Origin of the sequence: Pseudomonas sp. B13(2017), assembly GCF_002113245.1 — a bacterium.
GTDB lineage: Bacteria > Pseudomonadota > Gammaproteobacteria > Pseudomonadales > Pseudomonadaceae > Aquipseudomonas > Aquipseudomonas putida_Z.
Window position 1 is genome coordinate 1 of the sequence record NZ_NEJX01000025.1, and the last position, 14,315, is coordinate 14,315.

The 14,315-nt window shown below is 61.9% G+C and carries 16 protein-coding genes and 1 pseudogene; 8 read left to right on the plus strand and 9 right to left on the minus strand.

The features are described 5' to 3' along the window. From CAG44_RS28865 to CAG44_RS24695, 3 genes and pseudogenes are all read left to right on the plus strand, one after another. Positions 1-1,586 (plus strand): annotated as a pseudogene (locus CAG44_RS28865) (hypothetical protein); the annotation flags it as partial. Positions 1,587-1,959: 373 nt separating this feature from the next. Next, complete coding sequence (locus CAG44_RS24690) at positions 1,960-2,631, plus strand: DUF6708 domain-containing protein (protein WP_256573561.1); 672 nt, start codon at positions 1,960-1,962, stop codon at positions 2,629-2,631. A 401-nt stretch (positions 2,632-3,032) separates the two neighbouring features. Then, positions 3,033-3,587, plus strand: a complete 555-nt coding sequence (locus CAG44_RS24695) for a DUF6708 domain-containing protein (RefSeq protein ID WP_256573562.1) — start codon at positions 3,033-3,035, stop codon at positions 3,585-3,587. Positions 3,588-3,612: 25 nt separating this feature from the next. Here the strand turns inward: CAG44_RS24695 and CAG44_RS24700 are convergent, their stop codons facing one another. Further along, on the minus strand, positions 3,613-4,506 hold the full coding sequence (locus tag CAG44_RS24700) for a DUF2950 domain-containing protein (protein WP_085693157.1): 894 nt from the start codon (positions 4,504-4,506) through the stop codon (positions 3,613-3,615). Next, a complete protein-coding gene (locus CAG44_RS24705; protein WP_085693158.1) occupies positions 4,503-5,966 on the minus strand; it encodes a DUF3300 domain-containing protein in 1,464 nt (487 codons plus the stop codon). Before CAG44_RS24705 ends, CAG44_RS24700 begins: the two co-directional genes overlap by 4 nt. Positions 5,967-6,264: 298 nt before the next feature. On the opposite strand from CAG44_RS24705, the gene CAG44_RS24710 reads away from it, so the two are divergent. After that, entirely contained in the window at positions 6,265-6,510 is a 246-nt protein-coding gene (locus CAG44_RS24710; protein ID WP_085693159.1) for a hypothetical protein, read from the plus strand. 11 nt (positions 6,511-6,521) lie between these two features. On the opposite strand, the gene CAG44_RS24715 is transcribed toward CAG44_RS24710, so the two are convergent. Further along, positions 6,522-7,181, minus strand: a complete 660-nt coding sequence (locus CAG44_RS24715; RefSeq protein WP_085591419.1) for a VIT1/CCC1 transporter family protein — start codon at positions 7,179-7,181, stop codon at positions 6,522-6,524. A gap of 122 nt (positions 7,182-7,303) precedes the next feature. Between CAG44_RS24715 and CAG44_RS24720 the strand changes: the two genes are divergently transcribed. Together CAG44_RS24720 and CAG44_RS24725 are read left to right on the plus strand one after the other, a co-directional pair. Continuing rightward, entirely contained in the window at positions 7,304-7,555 is a 252-nt protein-coding gene (locus CAG44_RS24720) for a hypothetical protein (RefSeq protein WP_025338907.1), read from the plus strand. A gap of 81 nt (positions 7,556-7,636) precedes the next feature. Continuing rightward, positions 7,637-8,356 (plus strand): TorF family putative porin, encoded by a 720-nt coding sequence (locus tag CAG44_RS24725; protein WP_025338906.1) that lies wholly within the window; start codon positions 7,637-7,639, stop codon positions 8,354-8,356. On the opposite strand, the gene CAG44_RS24730 is transcribed toward CAG44_RS24725, so the two are convergent. Beyond that, the gene (locus CAG44_RS24730) at positions 8,353-9,225 is read right to left on the minus strand and encodes a DMT family transporter (protein WP_085693160.1); all 873 of its coding nucleotides are present in this window, start codon (positions 9,223-9,225) and stop codon (positions 8,353-8,355) included. The two genes, CAG44_RS24725 and CAG44_RS24730, sit on opposite strands and share 4 nt — an antisense overlap. 108 nt (positions 9,226-9,333) lie before the next feature. Further along, a complete protein-coding gene (locus tag CAG44_RS24735) occupies positions 9,334-9,744 on the minus strand; it encodes a RidA family protein (RefSeq protein WP_025338904.1) in 411 nt (136 codons plus the stop codon). Between the two features lie 227 nt (positions 9,745-9,971). Between CAG44_RS24735 and CAG44_RS24740 the strand changes: the two genes are divergently transcribed. Further along, a complete protein-coding gene (locus CAG44_RS24740; protein ID WP_025338903.1) occupies positions 9,972-10,298 on the plus strand; it encodes a hypothetical protein in 327 nt (108 codons plus the stop codon). Positions 10,299-10,342: 44 nt separating this feature from the next. Here CAG44_RS24740 and CAG44_RS24745 read toward each other — a convergent pair whose 3' ends face one another. Next, on the minus strand, positions 10,343-10,555 hold the full coding sequence (locus CAG44_RS24745) for a PLDc N-terminal domain-containing protein (protein WP_013972488.1): 213 nt from the start codon (positions 10,553-10,555) through the stop codon (positions 10,343-10,345). 223 nt (positions 10,556-10,778) lie between these two features. Further along, on the minus strand, positions 10,779-11,249 hold the full coding sequence (locus tag CAG44_RS24750) for a hypothetical protein (protein ID WP_025338902.1): 471 nt from the start codon (positions 11,247-11,249) through the stop codon (positions 10,779-10,781). A gap of 161 nt (positions 11,250-11,410) precedes the next feature. On the opposite strand from CAG44_RS24750, the gene CAG44_RS24755 reads away from it, so the two are divergent. Continuing rightward, positions 11,411-12,418 (plus strand): GlxA family transcriptional regulator, encoded by a 1,008-nt coding sequence (locus CAG44_RS24755; RefSeq protein ID WP_025338901.1) that lies wholly within the window; start codon positions 11,411-11,413, stop codon positions 12,416-12,418. Positions 12,419-12,569: 151 nt separating this feature from the next. Here CAG44_RS24755 and CAG44_RS24760 read toward each other — a convergent pair whose 3' ends face one another. Further along, on the minus strand, positions 12,570-13,253 hold the full coding sequence (locus tag CAG44_RS24760; protein WP_025338900.1) for a TetR/AcrR family transcriptional regulator: 684 nt from the start codon (positions 13,251-13,253) through the stop codon (positions 12,570-12,572). Positions 13,254-13,392: 139 nt separating this feature from the next. Beyond that, complete coding sequence (locus CAG44_RS24765; RefSeq protein ID WP_085693161.1) at positions 13,393-14,277, minus strand: hypothetical protein; 885 nt, start codon at positions 14,275-14,277, stop codon at positions 13,393-13,395. Between the last annotated feature and the right edge of the window lie 38 nt (positions 14,278-14,315).

Sequence of the window (14,315 nt, forward strand, 5' to 3'; positions counted from 1 at the left end):
TCGGGATCACCCAGCATATCTGGCAGCAGCTGCTGGAAGACGACCGCAGCCTGCTTTACCAGGCACTGCTGGCCAAGAACCAGAAGCTGATGCAGCAGGCGGCCAACACGCTGTCCGGGGACGACTTCGGCAAGGTGTACGACATCATCAAGGGCATCGCCGGCACCGCAGACGGCCAGCTGTTGATGATCAAGCCGATACAGGATGCCGTTGGCCAGTTGCTGGCCGCGACCAACAGCGCAGGGAATGCGCTCAGCCAGCACCTGAGTGAACGGACCAAGATCCTGATCGGCCATGTGCATCGCTCGGCGTTTGCCCTGTTCGCCGGGCAGCAGGTAACGCCGCTGCGGGTGTCGCTGACAGTGGGCGAATACATGAGCCTGCTCAATGAAGCCCTGGAGGCGCGGACCGATGCGTTTCTGCAGCAGGTAGACAAGCAGTTCCGTGACCCACTGGGCCGCAAGGTGCGGGCCATGGTGCTCAGTGGCGCGATCAATATTGCGGCAGCGGGTAACCGTAGCCAGATGATCGAGGTGATGCTCTGGACGCTCGAAAGCGCCGAGAGCCTGCAGGCGCGGCTGGTGCAGTTGCGCGAGGGTGCAGCCGGTGGCGTCGGGGCGCTGGTACGCAATGTTGCAATTGGTGCGGGTACGCTGCGTGCGCAGGTTTCCGATGGTTTGAAAATCAGCTCGATAGCCGCACAAAACATGGCGAGTGATGCTATGCGCAGCATGCGGGATGCGGCGACTAGTACCGGAAGTGTAGGCCTGCTCCTTACCTTGGGCAGTATATGGTTTCAGCAGGACAGCCTGGGCAAGAACTATCGAGCGCTGCATGAAACAAATACAAACAACCCGGAGGTGCTCGCAACAATCTGGTCATCATCGCTTGGGGTACTTGGGGCAAGTGTTGAAACAGCAGGTTTCACCATAGCGCTGGTACGTCCCAATCCAGAATGGCCTGGAACAATCACCAATTCATCGTTGGCAAGCAAATTAGCCAGGTATGGTGGTGCTATCACAGCTATGGCAGGCCTCATGGATGGAGCCCAGTATGCCTTTGCAACTTTCCGCACAATTGAAAATGGCGACAATACGGCCTCATCAAAATATCGTATTGCCAGCGCAACAGCGTTTCTATCGACATTTTCTGGAGTAGCTGTGGCATTCGGAAAAGCCGCTCTGCTCGGCCCCCTTGGCATTACGATAGTGCTAGTACTGGCCACATACACATTAGCCACAATAGCAAAACGGAAAGAGTCAACGCCTACGGAGCTATGGTCACGGCGCTGTAGATGGGGCATTCCAACAGCGCAACGTGCGTGGTCCGAAGCCGAGCATCTTGACGCTGCGATTGGAGCTCTCAATGCAGCAACTCTTGGTGTCCAGGCAGATGCTAGGGTCAACCTTAGCTTGGCATCGAATGTTCATCTTGATACTGCCGCTCCGGAAGGAACGATCATTAGCGATGGTCACGCGGTACCTGCAGTTTTCATGCTCGACTTCCACTTTACCTTACCAAACTATCAAACCAACCGATCTTACTATCGCTGGGAATTACATCTTTATCAATCCGGGTTACACTAAAACACAATAATCCTCTCAGGCGAGAGCGCACCAAACTCCGCACTAACGATCACACAACCCAGCAATGTAAATATTTTTCCACTTGACAATGACAAACGACACCAGAGCAAATTCGACAGCGAACGAGGAGTATTTACCACCCAATATTCCTTACCGCTGCATGACAACCACCACATTCGCGACATCAAATTCATCTTAGATTATCGCCCAAATAAAAATGACGATACAGGTAATGCACGCCTGGAGATCAAGGAAAATAAAATAAAAATCAAGGACCTCTGACAATATGAATCGCCCACTATTAAATCCACCTAGCCCACGCTGGATAAAGGACCTACCCACACCTTGTGAGTCGCCTACTGTAGAACCCCTCATGAAAAAACAAGCACCGAATCATCAGTGTGCAATCTACTTAGAGATCGCCCGACAAAGCACTACACCGCGATGTGCAAGCTCAATACTTACCGTGATACTATGCATTCCACTCACGCTCAATATTTATTTAATGCTCTCGTCACTCGACATCAAAAACCCAGAATCCATAATACATTCGACCCTTGAGCTCATGCTGATAACCTGGGGAGTTGCCACAGGAATTCTTATTGATACTACGCCACCACTCGACGAACCTATCAGATTCAACCGCCTCCGCCAAAAAATCTACGCCTACAATTTTATGCGCCAGTGGTGGAATCCTTTCGACATGGGCAAAATCGCAGCCGTGAGTTACGACTGGTCGCAAGTCCGAGCTGAATTGTGGGCACAAACCAGAAGTGGGCTCATTGTCAGATGGGGCGTCATGCTTTCAATCGTCGCACCGGGTACGAACAATGTTATCGATCGTTTCCACCTGAGTATGATGGGTACCGATGAGCTTACGTGGGCCTATATCTGCACCTACATGCAAGAAGGCCCCTCGGCACTACCCCCGCCCGGCACACCTAAAGACCATGACGATATTCTCTGGTGTGAGTTCGCCCTGCGCTTGGCCCCCCGAGTAGCGTGGCCAACGGAAATGGATCTGGAGTCGAGAACCGCCCCCTGAGGTTGGAACAGAAGGAAAGTGAAACAGTCATCAGTGATAGCAGTACGGTGGCCGTAGGCTTTGTACTGAACGCTTATCAATGGAAGCTGGACTTGCCTTGTTTATTGACCTGGTCCTGATTACAACTCAGCTCGAGCACAGATAACAATGAAAGAGAACAATATCAGATCTTTGGAGCACCTCAATTGGCCTCCCCATTACTAGTCCCTCCTTGCGCTGGCTGGAAGGAGGATCTGCCTGGCCCAGCCGCTCCTCCAGCCGTTGACAGGAATTTGGGCAGGCAGATACCAAACCATCAAGATACGATTTACCTTGAAGTACCTCGGTCCCCTATTTCACCTAGAGGTATCCTCTCGGCACTCTCCGTACCTGCGGCCATATTTACGCTGCAGGTTCCTCACATGATCTTCAAAAGTTGGAGTATTGGCAGCATAGAGCTAGTCATCATTGGAATTCTTGTACTGTTCCTTGGCGTCTGGTGTACGTTTTTTGGATACCAAGTTGATATATGCCCCCCTCGCGACCTACCCATCAGGTTCAACCGTGCACGCCAGAAAATCTACGCCTACAACTTCAAACGCCAATGGTGGAACCCCTTCGACAAAGGCAAGGTCGTGCCGGTCAGTTATGAATGGTCCCAAGTCCGCGCCGAGCGCTGGTCACAAACCGGCGCCCTGCCAAACGGTGGGGTCATTTTCAAATGGGGTGTCATGCTGTCCATCGTCGCGCCGGGCACGAACAACGTCATCGACCGTTTTCACCTGAGTACGATGGGTGCCGACCAGCATGCCTGGGCCTACATCTGCACCTACATGCAGGAAGGCCCCTCAGCCCTGCCACCACCCGGCCCCCCCAAGGATCACAACGATGTGCTCTGGTGTGAGTTCGCCCTGCGCCTGGCACCCAAAGTGGGCTGGCCAGCTGATATGGACCTTGAATCGCGAACCGCACCTTGAACCGGCCACGGCGGGTGCGCCTCACTCAATCTCCCGCCGGCACATCCACCACCTTCCAGCTGTCATCCGGGTCGAAGCGTTTCATCTCCTTGGCCAGTTTGTCCCCGTGCGGCCCGAGGTCTTTCTCGAACACCTCGCCGTCATGGCTGATCATGAAGCTCATCACCCCGGTGTCATCGTACCTGGCCGGCCAGGCAACCATGGCGAAGCCACGGCTCATCTGGTTGCCGATCAGGTAGCTGTAGGCGCCGCCGGGGGCGGATGGGCCCTGTGCATCGAGGATGCGGAAGTGGTAGCCATACCAGGCGTCGCCGACCATGTCCTGGCCGAACAGCGGGCCCAGCGGGCTGACCTGGCCATCGCCGTCGTCGTCCCAGTACAGCCCGTCATGCTTGCCGGGCTCGCTGAATATCTTCTGCGCGTATTCCAGCGCACCGTTGCCGTTGTGGTCCTGGCTGGCATAGTCCATCTGCGCATCGTGGTAGGCCAGCATCGACTGCATGGCGCCCAGCTCGTTGCGGCCAATACGCCGGGCGCGGATTTCAGAGCTGCCGGCCTTGAGGTCGAAACGCCAACCCTCGCCGCCTTTGGTCAACGGTATGGGCAACGTCCAGTGATCACTGCCCACCGCGAGGATGGCCTTGCTCGCCCCCGACATGTCGATGCTGTGCTGCGCGCGATACTGCGCCAGGAACGTGTCCACGTCACTGCGTTGCACACCGCCGCGCGGTATGTAGGTACGCCAGTCATCGCCCAGCAACAGGGCCAGGCGGGCTTCATCAGGTTTCCCCTCGCCCAGCGCCGCGACAAAGGATTCCACGGCCTTCTCCGGTGTCGGGAAGGCTTCCTGCGCTGCGGCCAGGGTTGACCAGGCCATACCGGCTGCGAGTACCAGTGCCGCTATCGATTGACGGTTCATCGACGGCCACCTCCCCCGCGGCGTGCGGGCGCACTGGGCCGGGAAATCTGGTGCCCGGCGGCACGCGATGCGCTCGGGCGCTGGGCGAACGACTGGCTGGTGCGGCCACGGCTGGCCTGCGCGCTGGTGCGCGAAGGTGAACGCACGCCGTCGAAGGCATTGTTACGCGCCCGGCCGGCGGTATTGGACGGCCGGTTTTGCGCCAGCTGCCGCCCCTGGCCTTCACCCTGCCTGCGCTGATTCACCTGGTTGTTCTGCTGCCGAGCCTGGGTGTTGCGGGTTTCCTGTCGGCGGTCGGTCGTCCGCGGGTTGTCGCTACGAGGTTGCATGCGGTTGCCGACCGAATTGCCCGCTTGCGCCTCGCGCATCTGCTGGCGTGCCTGGCGGTTGCTGGTGGCCGGCCGTTCGATGCCGGCCCGGTCCATCGACGCCCTGGCCTTGTCCCGCGCCTGGGCGCGCTGGGCGTCATCGCCGCGGAAGGCAGTACGCTGGGTGGCACCGTCCAGCTGGCGACCGTACTGCTGGCGGCTGCGGGAGTCGCGGTACGGCACGCCGTCGCGGTTGGCGGCGTTGTGCTGCCATTTGTTCTGGTTGTTGGTAATGCGGTTGTTGGCGTTGATGTTGTTGTAGCGGTTGACGTCGATGTCGATGTCGTTGTTGCCCCAGTCACAGTCACCCCACAGCGAGGCAACGATCGCCACGCCGGTACCGAAGGCCAGGCCCGCCACCAGTGCGGAACCGGGGTAGTACATGGGCGGCGGCGGGTAGTACGCCGGCGGCGAAGCCGGGTAGGCCCAGGTGCCGTAGGTGGTGGTCGGGTTGTAGCTGGGCACGTAAACCACTTGCGGGTCGGAGGGCTCGATGATGATGGTGGTGGGCGGGCTGCTGGCCGTAACCACCTGGGTGCTGCTACCGCTGGAGGCCGGTGCCGGTGCCGGGGCGGTCTGCACGGTCACGTTCTGGTACTGGTTGCTCTGCAGGTTGCCGGCGGCCTGGGCCTGGTGACGCAGGCGCTGCACGCCGCCCATGACATCGTCGGGCTGCGCGAGGAAGGCATCGCCCAGCCGCTGCACCCAGACCGGGTCCTGCCCCAGGGTTGCCAGCACCTGCGGGAAGGCCACAAGCGCTTGTACGCTTGGGTCCCAGGGCTGGTTCGCGACCTTCTTGACGGCATCGTCGCCGGTGGCCTTGGGGTTGGCCTTGGACCAGGTCACCGCTTCGCTCACCTGCCCCGGATAAGTGGAAGCCATCAATACCTGGGCCAGCAGCGCATCGGGGTACAGCGCGATGGGCGCGAGCATCTGGTCCAGTTGCTCCTGGGTGAACACCGGGTCCTTGGCCGCGACCGTGTCGGCTTGTGGTGCCGGGTCGGGGGCAGGTACGTCTTCTGCCAGCACCAGGCCGGGCGTGGCGCTCAGATACAGGATTACCGACAGGACCGCTGACAGTGGGATGCGCATCGCTTCTCTCCATGAGATCAGACCGCGTGGATTAAGGGTAGCAATGGCGATGCTTTTGGCCAGATGTGCGGGCGCAAACTTTTCGCGCTCTAAAGGTGAGGGTGGTTGCTGCTTTTGAATCTATACCAGGGCTGGGCTGAGATCTGTAATTGACTGTACCGGCCCTTTCGCGGGCACGCCCGCTCCCACAGGGCCACCACAGGTTCGAACATTGTGGAGTACCTGTGGGAGCGGGCGTGCCCGCGAAGAGGCCGGCGCATGCACAAGACCGTATCCAAAAAAAAAGGAGCCCACCCTGATGAACACGCCCCGCCTCATCGCCGTGATCATGCTGGCCGTGCTCTGCACCTCGGCCTGGGCGGCCACCGACCGTGCCGAACGGCGCCGCGAGGCCCGCGATGTGCGGCAGGAAACCCGCCAGGACGCGCGGCAGACCAAACAGGACTGCCGCCACGCCGACCAGCAAAGCAACGCCGGCTGCCGACAGGACAAACGCCACACCAAGCAGCAAGGCCGTGAGCGCGCCCGCGACATGAAATATTGAGCGGGCGGTGCTCAGCCGCCCAAGGCGATGATCGCCAGGATCAGTGACGCACCGACTACCGCCAGGACCACGCCGGTCAACAGCGTACGGCCACCGGAATAGCGTGCCAGCAGCCAGCCCGCAAGGAAGAGCATGGCCAGGGCGACCAGGTTCGATACACGGATGGCCGTACCGGTGGTCTCGATCAGCAGGAACGGAATGACCATCGGGAAGGTTGCCAGTACCACCAGCAGGAAAGTGGCCAGGGCAGCCTTGAAATCATCCAGCCCCAGGCGTGCCGGCAGCGGGCGGCCAGCATCACGCAGCATGCACCCGCGAAGCATCTCCAGCCCGTCTTCATCCAGCGCCAGGCCGATGCGCTCTGGCAGCGTATCGGCAATCAGCCTGCGCCCCTGGGTGATATCACCGGCTTGCAGGCGGGCCAGCAAGGTCCGGCTGCGGGTGCGTTCGGTCCAGGTACGCAGCAGGTAGATGACGGCATCGGCCAGGCCCCAGGCCAGGTTGCAGCCGAGCGCGGCAATCAGCATCAGCCGCGCGTCTTCGCGCCCTGCGGTGGCCACGCTCAGCGAGCCGATGAAGGTCATCGCCATCAACAGGCCGAAGATGACTTCGGTGATCCGGTCGATCGGTTCCAGCACGCCCCATTTACGCGGTTGCTCGTCTTGCCCCATCGCACCCTCCCAGGAACCATCGATAGTCACTATCGAGAATGGCAATTTCTGCCGAACGACATGGCCGAATAACCTAGCTCCATCGACTCGCCGCCCACCACCCCGGCCCCTGGAGCTACCTGATGAACACCTTGGCCCGCCTGCTGTCCGCCACCCTCGCCGTTATTGCCATCGCCATCATCAGCGGCTGTGCCAGCCATCCCGAACTGCGCCCTTACACCGCCGAAGAAACCCGTCAGCTGCAACTGGAAGCCTTGCAACGCCGTGGCCTGTCGCTGGACGACTACGAGCAGCAACGGCGGGTAATCCAGCGTGCCGGCAACCTGCCTGTGGTGACCGAAGCTGCCGACGCCGACCGTTCGACCAAAGGCTGAGTGGGCTAGTCAGCGGTTCCCTCCCGTTACCTGCACAGGTATGCTCTACCGCTCAACCGCAAGCCTTCCAGGACGGAGACCATGACCAGGCCCCTTCTGTTGCTGAGTGCTGCACTGCTGTTCAGCCCCATGCTGCTGGCCCAACAGATCAAACGCGAACTGGGCGGCTTCGACTTCACGCTCGGCACCACCCCCTCACGCAGCATGGCCCAGGGGCTGATATCGCCCAGCGCCATCGGTGCATTCCACGGCGGCCTCGACTTCAGCCACCCCAGCGGCTGGTACCTTGGCCAGTACGCCCCGAGCATGGGCGTGACGCCCGACTCCACCCTGCGGCTGGACAGTTACCTGGGCTACAAGCACCAGTTCGACAGTAGCCTGGGTTACGAGGTGGGGTTGATCCATTATAGTCAGCCAAACATCTCAGGCCCCGACAGCTATGCCCTGTACGGCGGCGTTTCGGTGCTGGGCAGCCGTTTCGGTGGAGCGCTGCGCAACAACCCCGACAACCGCACCGGCACGCTATTCGCAGACTTCGGCCAATTGCCACTGTTTGACGTCGACCTGAGCGTCAAGCTCGCCCATCACCGTCTGGGTACGCCATTCACCATTGGTGATGGCAGCCAAGTGAATGCCTTTTCCGATTGGTCGCTGGAGCTGTCCCGGCCCTGGCTCGGCATCGACCTGAACCTGATCTACAGCAACTCCAACCTCAGTGGAGGCGGGTGTGATGCGTACTCGGGCATCAACACCTATTGCAACAGCATGGTCACGCTCAAGGCGCAACGCAGTTTCTTTTAACGCCGTGGCGCCAGCGCCAGGGCGATACCGCCCAGCACCACCACGCACGCCACCAGCAAGCGCAACGACAATGGCTCGCCGATCAGGCCAACCCCGCCCAACGCCGCAATCACCGGGACGCTGAGTTGCATGGTCGCCGCCTGCTGCGCGCTGACTTGCCTGACCACGCCGTACCACACGGCATAGCCCGCACCCGAGGCCAGCACACCGGAGCCCAGCGCATACAGCAAGCCGAGCGGGCTCAGGTGCAAGCCGGCGCCCAGCAACAGCATCGGCACCAGCAGCACCAGGCACGGCAGGCTCCGGGCGAAATTGCCGGCAGTGTCGGCCAGCGGCCTGGGTGAGCCTTTGCCCAGCAGCGTGTACACGCCCCAGGCCACGCCGGACAGGGCCATCAGCAAGGCACTGGCAAAGGGTGGCGCCGCGGTACCGGGCAACAGCAGCACCAGCAGGCCGGCGAAGGCGATCAGCATGCCCAGCAGCATCCGCGCGGTGATAGGTTCGCCTTTGTGCCAGGCAAAGCCGAACATGGTGATCTGCACCGCGCCGAACAGCAGCAACGCCCCCGCGCCTGCGCCCAGCTGCAGGTACGCCGCAGAAAACAGGAATGCGTAGAGGAACAGTGCCAGGCCGCCGCGCCAGCTGCCCCCCATGGCAAGCGCGGGCTTGCGCAGGCGGATCAACAGCAGCAGAAACAATGCACCACTGGCCAGGCGCACCACGGTGAAGGATGCCGGGTCGATGGCCCCGTCCTTCAGTGCCAGCCGGCAGAACACCGAGTTGGCAGCGAAGGCCACCAGGCTGAAAAGCGCAGGCCAGACCCAGGCCCGGGCCTTGCGGTCGGTGAGCGTGGTGGTGCCGCTGCTCATGGTGTGGTCACCTCTGAGATCAATTGTTGTCATGGCGGCCATGCTGGTAGGGCCAGCACCGATATACAACATAGTGTTTATCTGACGCCACCACCGAATCGCCCGGACCTATACCGCTGCCACCGCCTCGATCTCCACCAGCATGCCGTCCAGCGCCAGCCGGGGTACCGGTATCAGCGTGCAGGTCGGCTTCATGCAAGGGCCCCAGGCCCTGTCAGCCTCGGCTACCCACTCACGCAGGCGCGTTTCGGAATGCTCGACGATCAGCAGGGTCAGCTTGAACACCTGGGCCAGGCTGGCGCCTTTCGACGCCAGGGCAACCTCCAGGTTGGCCAGTGCCTGGCGCGCCTGCTCGGCGAACAGCGGCGACAGCTGCCCGTTGCGGCCCTCCCCGCCCTGGCCGGCGATGAACAGCAGGCGGCTGTCAGCATGCACCTCGGCGACATGGGAATAGGCATTGCCGCTGGGGTCGTACAGGCCTTCGGGATTGCTCAGCTGAAACGCGGTTGAATGGCTCACGGTAAACCCTCGATCAGTTGGAAGAGGGACGGAGTATCGAACCTTGAGTTAACTCGAGGTCAAGCGCGGTTTTCAGGGGCGGGCTTGCCCGCGAAACAGGCGTCGACTGTAGGACGTTTCGCACAGCGCACGAGCTTCCGTGAACCACGCGTTCATATGCGAAGTGGCCATCAGGCGCTAGATTGCGAGGCCCGGCATGGAGGCCTGTACGTAACAAGGATAAAGCGATGAGCAAATACAATTTTCAACTGGCCTACACCATCAAGCCAAACAACCCTGCCCGAGATGAAACCGATGCGGCGCAGGCCCGTCTGCACCTGCGCGAGAAAATTGGCCTGGACACCGTCGAGCACATTGAGACCACCCTGCTCGGGATGGTCACACTCAAAGGCGCCACACTTGCAGAGCGCAAGCGCGAAGCCGAAAAGCTGCTTCACGACTACATCCATGAAGCGCTCAAGCAACTGCGTGTGCTGTCGACCGTGAAGTTCTACGGTTGCCTGATGGTGGACGGGCTGGGCGCAGCCATTCGCTTCGACATCCTGCCCAAATGAACAGCGATGGCATCAGGCGCCCCCGCGCCTGATGCCGCGCACCGTCATTTTTCCTGCAGTACCGCCCTGCCCTTCACCGCCCGAGGCCCGCGCCAGGCCCAGAACAGCAAACCGGGGAATGGCGCGTAGACCACGAACACGATCCACAGCATCTTGCGTTCGGCGCGCCGGTCACTGCCGATGATGTGCCAGATGGCCCAGATTTCCAGCAGGATCACAAAGGCCGCGACGATGATCCAGATCGTTCCGATTTCCATAGCGCTCTCCCATTTGGCATGTAATGGGTTGGGTTGCAGAGGCTGCCGAGGGTTCAGATTGATTTGGCTGGCGGCATGGCACCGCGGCCCGTTGTAGGAGCGGCCTTGTGTCGCGATGGGCTGCGCAGCAGCCCCAGGATTTTTGCCCTACGAAAGACCGCAGGGGGCTGCTTTGCAGCCCATCGCGACACAAGGCCGCTCCTACAGGGTGCAGTGACAGCTCTCAATGCCGTGGTGCAGTCTCCAGCGCCGCCTTCAACGCCGGCGCATCGGCAAAGGCCCGCTGGCTCACCAGCGTACCCTGCTCCAACTGCAACCACTGCACCTGGCCATCCTGCCCGGGATAACGGCTGGCCACCCGCCCGTCACGGTCGAGCAGCACCCGGTAGTTGTAATCGCGCATGGCGGGGATGGCGAACAGCTTGCTGATCAGTGCCGGCATGCGCTGGATATCGGCAACGAACACCGCATCGCGCGCTTCCAGGTAACCCTTGGGCTGTTCGGCCAGCGCCGCCTTCACCAGCTTGGCACCGTCCATGTCGCGCGCCACCAGCAGGATGTGCGTACCGGCGCCGAGGCTGTAAGCCTGGTCGTGCTGGTCGAGCAGCGTCCACGGGGCGAGCTTGTCGCCCGGTTCCAGGGCATTGGCCAGCAATGGCATCAGGCAAAGCAACAGAGCAGCGGCGTACTTCATCAAGGGTATCCTCAGTCACGGGAGCATCAGCATAGCGGCAACCGGCCAAGCCAGACAGGTTGCCTGAACACGACCTGGAACACGACACGGCCACCCGGGAGATTGTCTTTCCCCCGGCCACCCGCCACACTCTCGAGGCCAGCCAGGAAGCGGAGTCCAGAGTGCCCACGCCACGCCAGTTCAGCAAGAAGACCAGTACCAGCAACATGCTGCGGCTGAAGTCCACCAGCGCCAATGCCCAGGCCCCCTATCGGGTCGATTTCGTATTGCTCGAACACTTCTCGATGGCCAGCTTCACCGTGGCCATGGACGTGCTGGTCACGGCCAACCTGCTGCGCGCCGACAGCTTCCAGTTCACCCCGCTGTCGCTGGAAGGCGACCGCGTGCTCAGCGACCTGGGGCTGGAGCTGGTGGCCACCGAGTTGTCCGCCGAGGCGCTGAAGGAGCTGGACCTGCTGGTGATCTGCGGCGGCCTGCGCACGCCATTGAAGTACCCCGAGCTCGACCGCCTGCTGGGTGATTGCGCGGCCCACGGCATGGCCCTGGGCGGGTTGTGGAACGGCGCGTGGTTCCTTGGCCGCGCCGGGGTGCTGGACGACTATGGCTGCAGTATCCACCCCGAACAGCGCGCCAGCCTGTCCGAGCGCAGCCCGCAGACGCGGATCACCCCGGCCAGCTTCACCCTCGACCGCGACCGCCTCAGCGCTGCCAGCCCCAATGGCGCCATGGAGCTGATGCTCGGCCTGGTGCGCCGGCTGTATGGCGACGGCCTGGCCGAAGGCGTCGAGGAAATCCTGTCGTTCTCCGGTGCCCGCTACCGCCAGGTCGGCCCAGGCGCGAAGAAATCCATGAGCCTGCACCTGCGCACCATCGTCGAACTGATGGAGAACAACCTCGAGGAAACCCTCAGCCTCGACCAGCTGGCCGCCTACAGCGGGCGCTCGCGCCGGCAGATCGACCGCCTGTTCCAGGCCCAGCTGGGCACTTCGCCGCGGCGTTACTACATGGAGCTGCGCATCACCAAGAGCCGCCGCCTGTTGCAATATTCCGACCTGTCGGTGATGGAAGTGGCAGTGGCTTGCGGGTTTGTTTCGGTGTCGCACTTCAGCAAATGCTACGCGGCTTACTTTGGCTACCCGCCGTCGCGTGAGCAGCGGTTGGGCGAGTGAGCACGGGAAAAATGTCAGATATGTATGGCCTGGACGGGCCTTTTCGCGGGCGCGCCCGCTCCCACAGGATCACCACAGCATTCAAGGCAGATGCAGTACCTGTGGGAGCGGGCATGCCCGCGAAGGGGCCAGCCCAGGCACTGGAAAACCTTCAGGGGCGGCGCTCGATCTGGATGTACCGCAACACCGCATCACAGATCATGGCCTTGTGACGCAGCTTGACCTGCTCATCGGACAGGTCGATCTGGAAGATCTCGCCAAAGGTATGGCGGTTCGAAACCCGGTAGAAGCAGAACGAGCTCATCAGCATGTGCAGGTCGATGACCTCGATGCCGGCGCGGAACACACCTTCCTGCACCCCACGTCGCAAGGTACTGCCCAGGGCCTCGAGCACCAGGCTGCTCATTTCGCGAATCGCCGGCGACTGCTTGACGTACTCGCCGTAGTGGATGTTTTCGGTGCAGATGATCCGCACGAAATCGACGTTGCGGTCGTGGTGATCGAAGGTGAACTCCACCAGCCGGCGAATCGCCTGCTCGGCCGGCAGCGACTCCAGGTCCAGACTTTGCTCGGTCTTGCGGATGTCGCCGTACAGCTTGATCAGGCACTCGCAGTACAGCTGCTCCTTGCTGCCGAAGTAGTAGTAGATCATGCGCTTGGAAGTGGCGGTGCGCTCGGCGATGGCGTCGACGCGGGCACCGGCCAGCCCTTGCTGGACGAACTCGTTGATGGCGGCCTGGAGGATGTCCTCGCGCGTTTTCTCGGGGTTGTTCTTGCGCGTCTTGCGCCCCCCTTCGGTTTCAGGCTGGCCGAGGCTGACTACGGAATCACTCATACCCACTCACAGGCTGTTTATTGGAATGGAGGGATTATCCGCGAGCGCGGCCATGCAGGGAAGCGCGCTGTTGGTCGGGTAGCCATCACCCGCGGCGGCTGCCCACCCGCAAACGGCGTCTGCCCAGCCAGACGCGGGGTCAGTCGCGCTGGGCGGTATTGCGCTCCAGCGGCGGGGTCAGGTGCAGGACGCGGTTGCGCCCGCCTTCGGCCAGCAGGTAGCCGCCCTTGCCATCGGCAACGATCGACTGCGGCGCCTTGAGGAACGACAGCACGGTCTGCCGCGTGCCGTCGGCGCCGATGCGCAGCAGCCGGGCCCGGTGAGTGTTGTCTTCGCTGATCCACAGGCCGCGCTGGTCGCAGAACAGGAACGTCGGGTTGCGCAGGCCATCGACCACCACCGGGTCCCGGCCATCGTCGGACAGGGCGCGGACCTTGCCGTTGGCCTTTTCGGTATACAGCAAACGCCCGTCACTGCAGCGGGTCAGGCCTTCGGTTTCGGTCAGGCCGGAGCGCAGCACATCGAGCTGGCCGCTGCGCCAGTCATAGCGCATCAAACGGCCATTGCCCTTGCGGTCCTCGATGGCGTACAGGTGCTCGCCGTCGTTCCACAGGCCCTGCACGCTCTCGCCATCGAACAGCCGCGTGACCTGGCCATCGCGGGCCAGGCTCACCGGGGCAAACCCGCCTTCCTGGCTGAACACCCAGCCTCCCTGCGCCGCGACCATGCCGTCGGGCTTGGACAGGTTGTCGATGACCACCACCCGATCACCCTGGGCGGTGATCCTGAGGATGCTGCCACGGCCATCGTCCAGTTCGCGGCTGACCAGCAGGCTGCCATCGGCTTGCGGCAACAGCGACGCGGCCTTGGTCACGTCGCGGTGCAGCACCTCGACGCCCCAGCCGGAGGCGGCCTGGACCGGGTAGAAACTCTGCCAGGCAAAGAAGCCCAGGGTGGCCGTGAGCAGGCCGGCGGTGGCGGCCAAGGCGATGCGGGTGCTGCGCTTGCGCAGGATGTACGACATGTGGGGCTCCTCGGGAATGCCGGGGAGCCTAGCAAGCG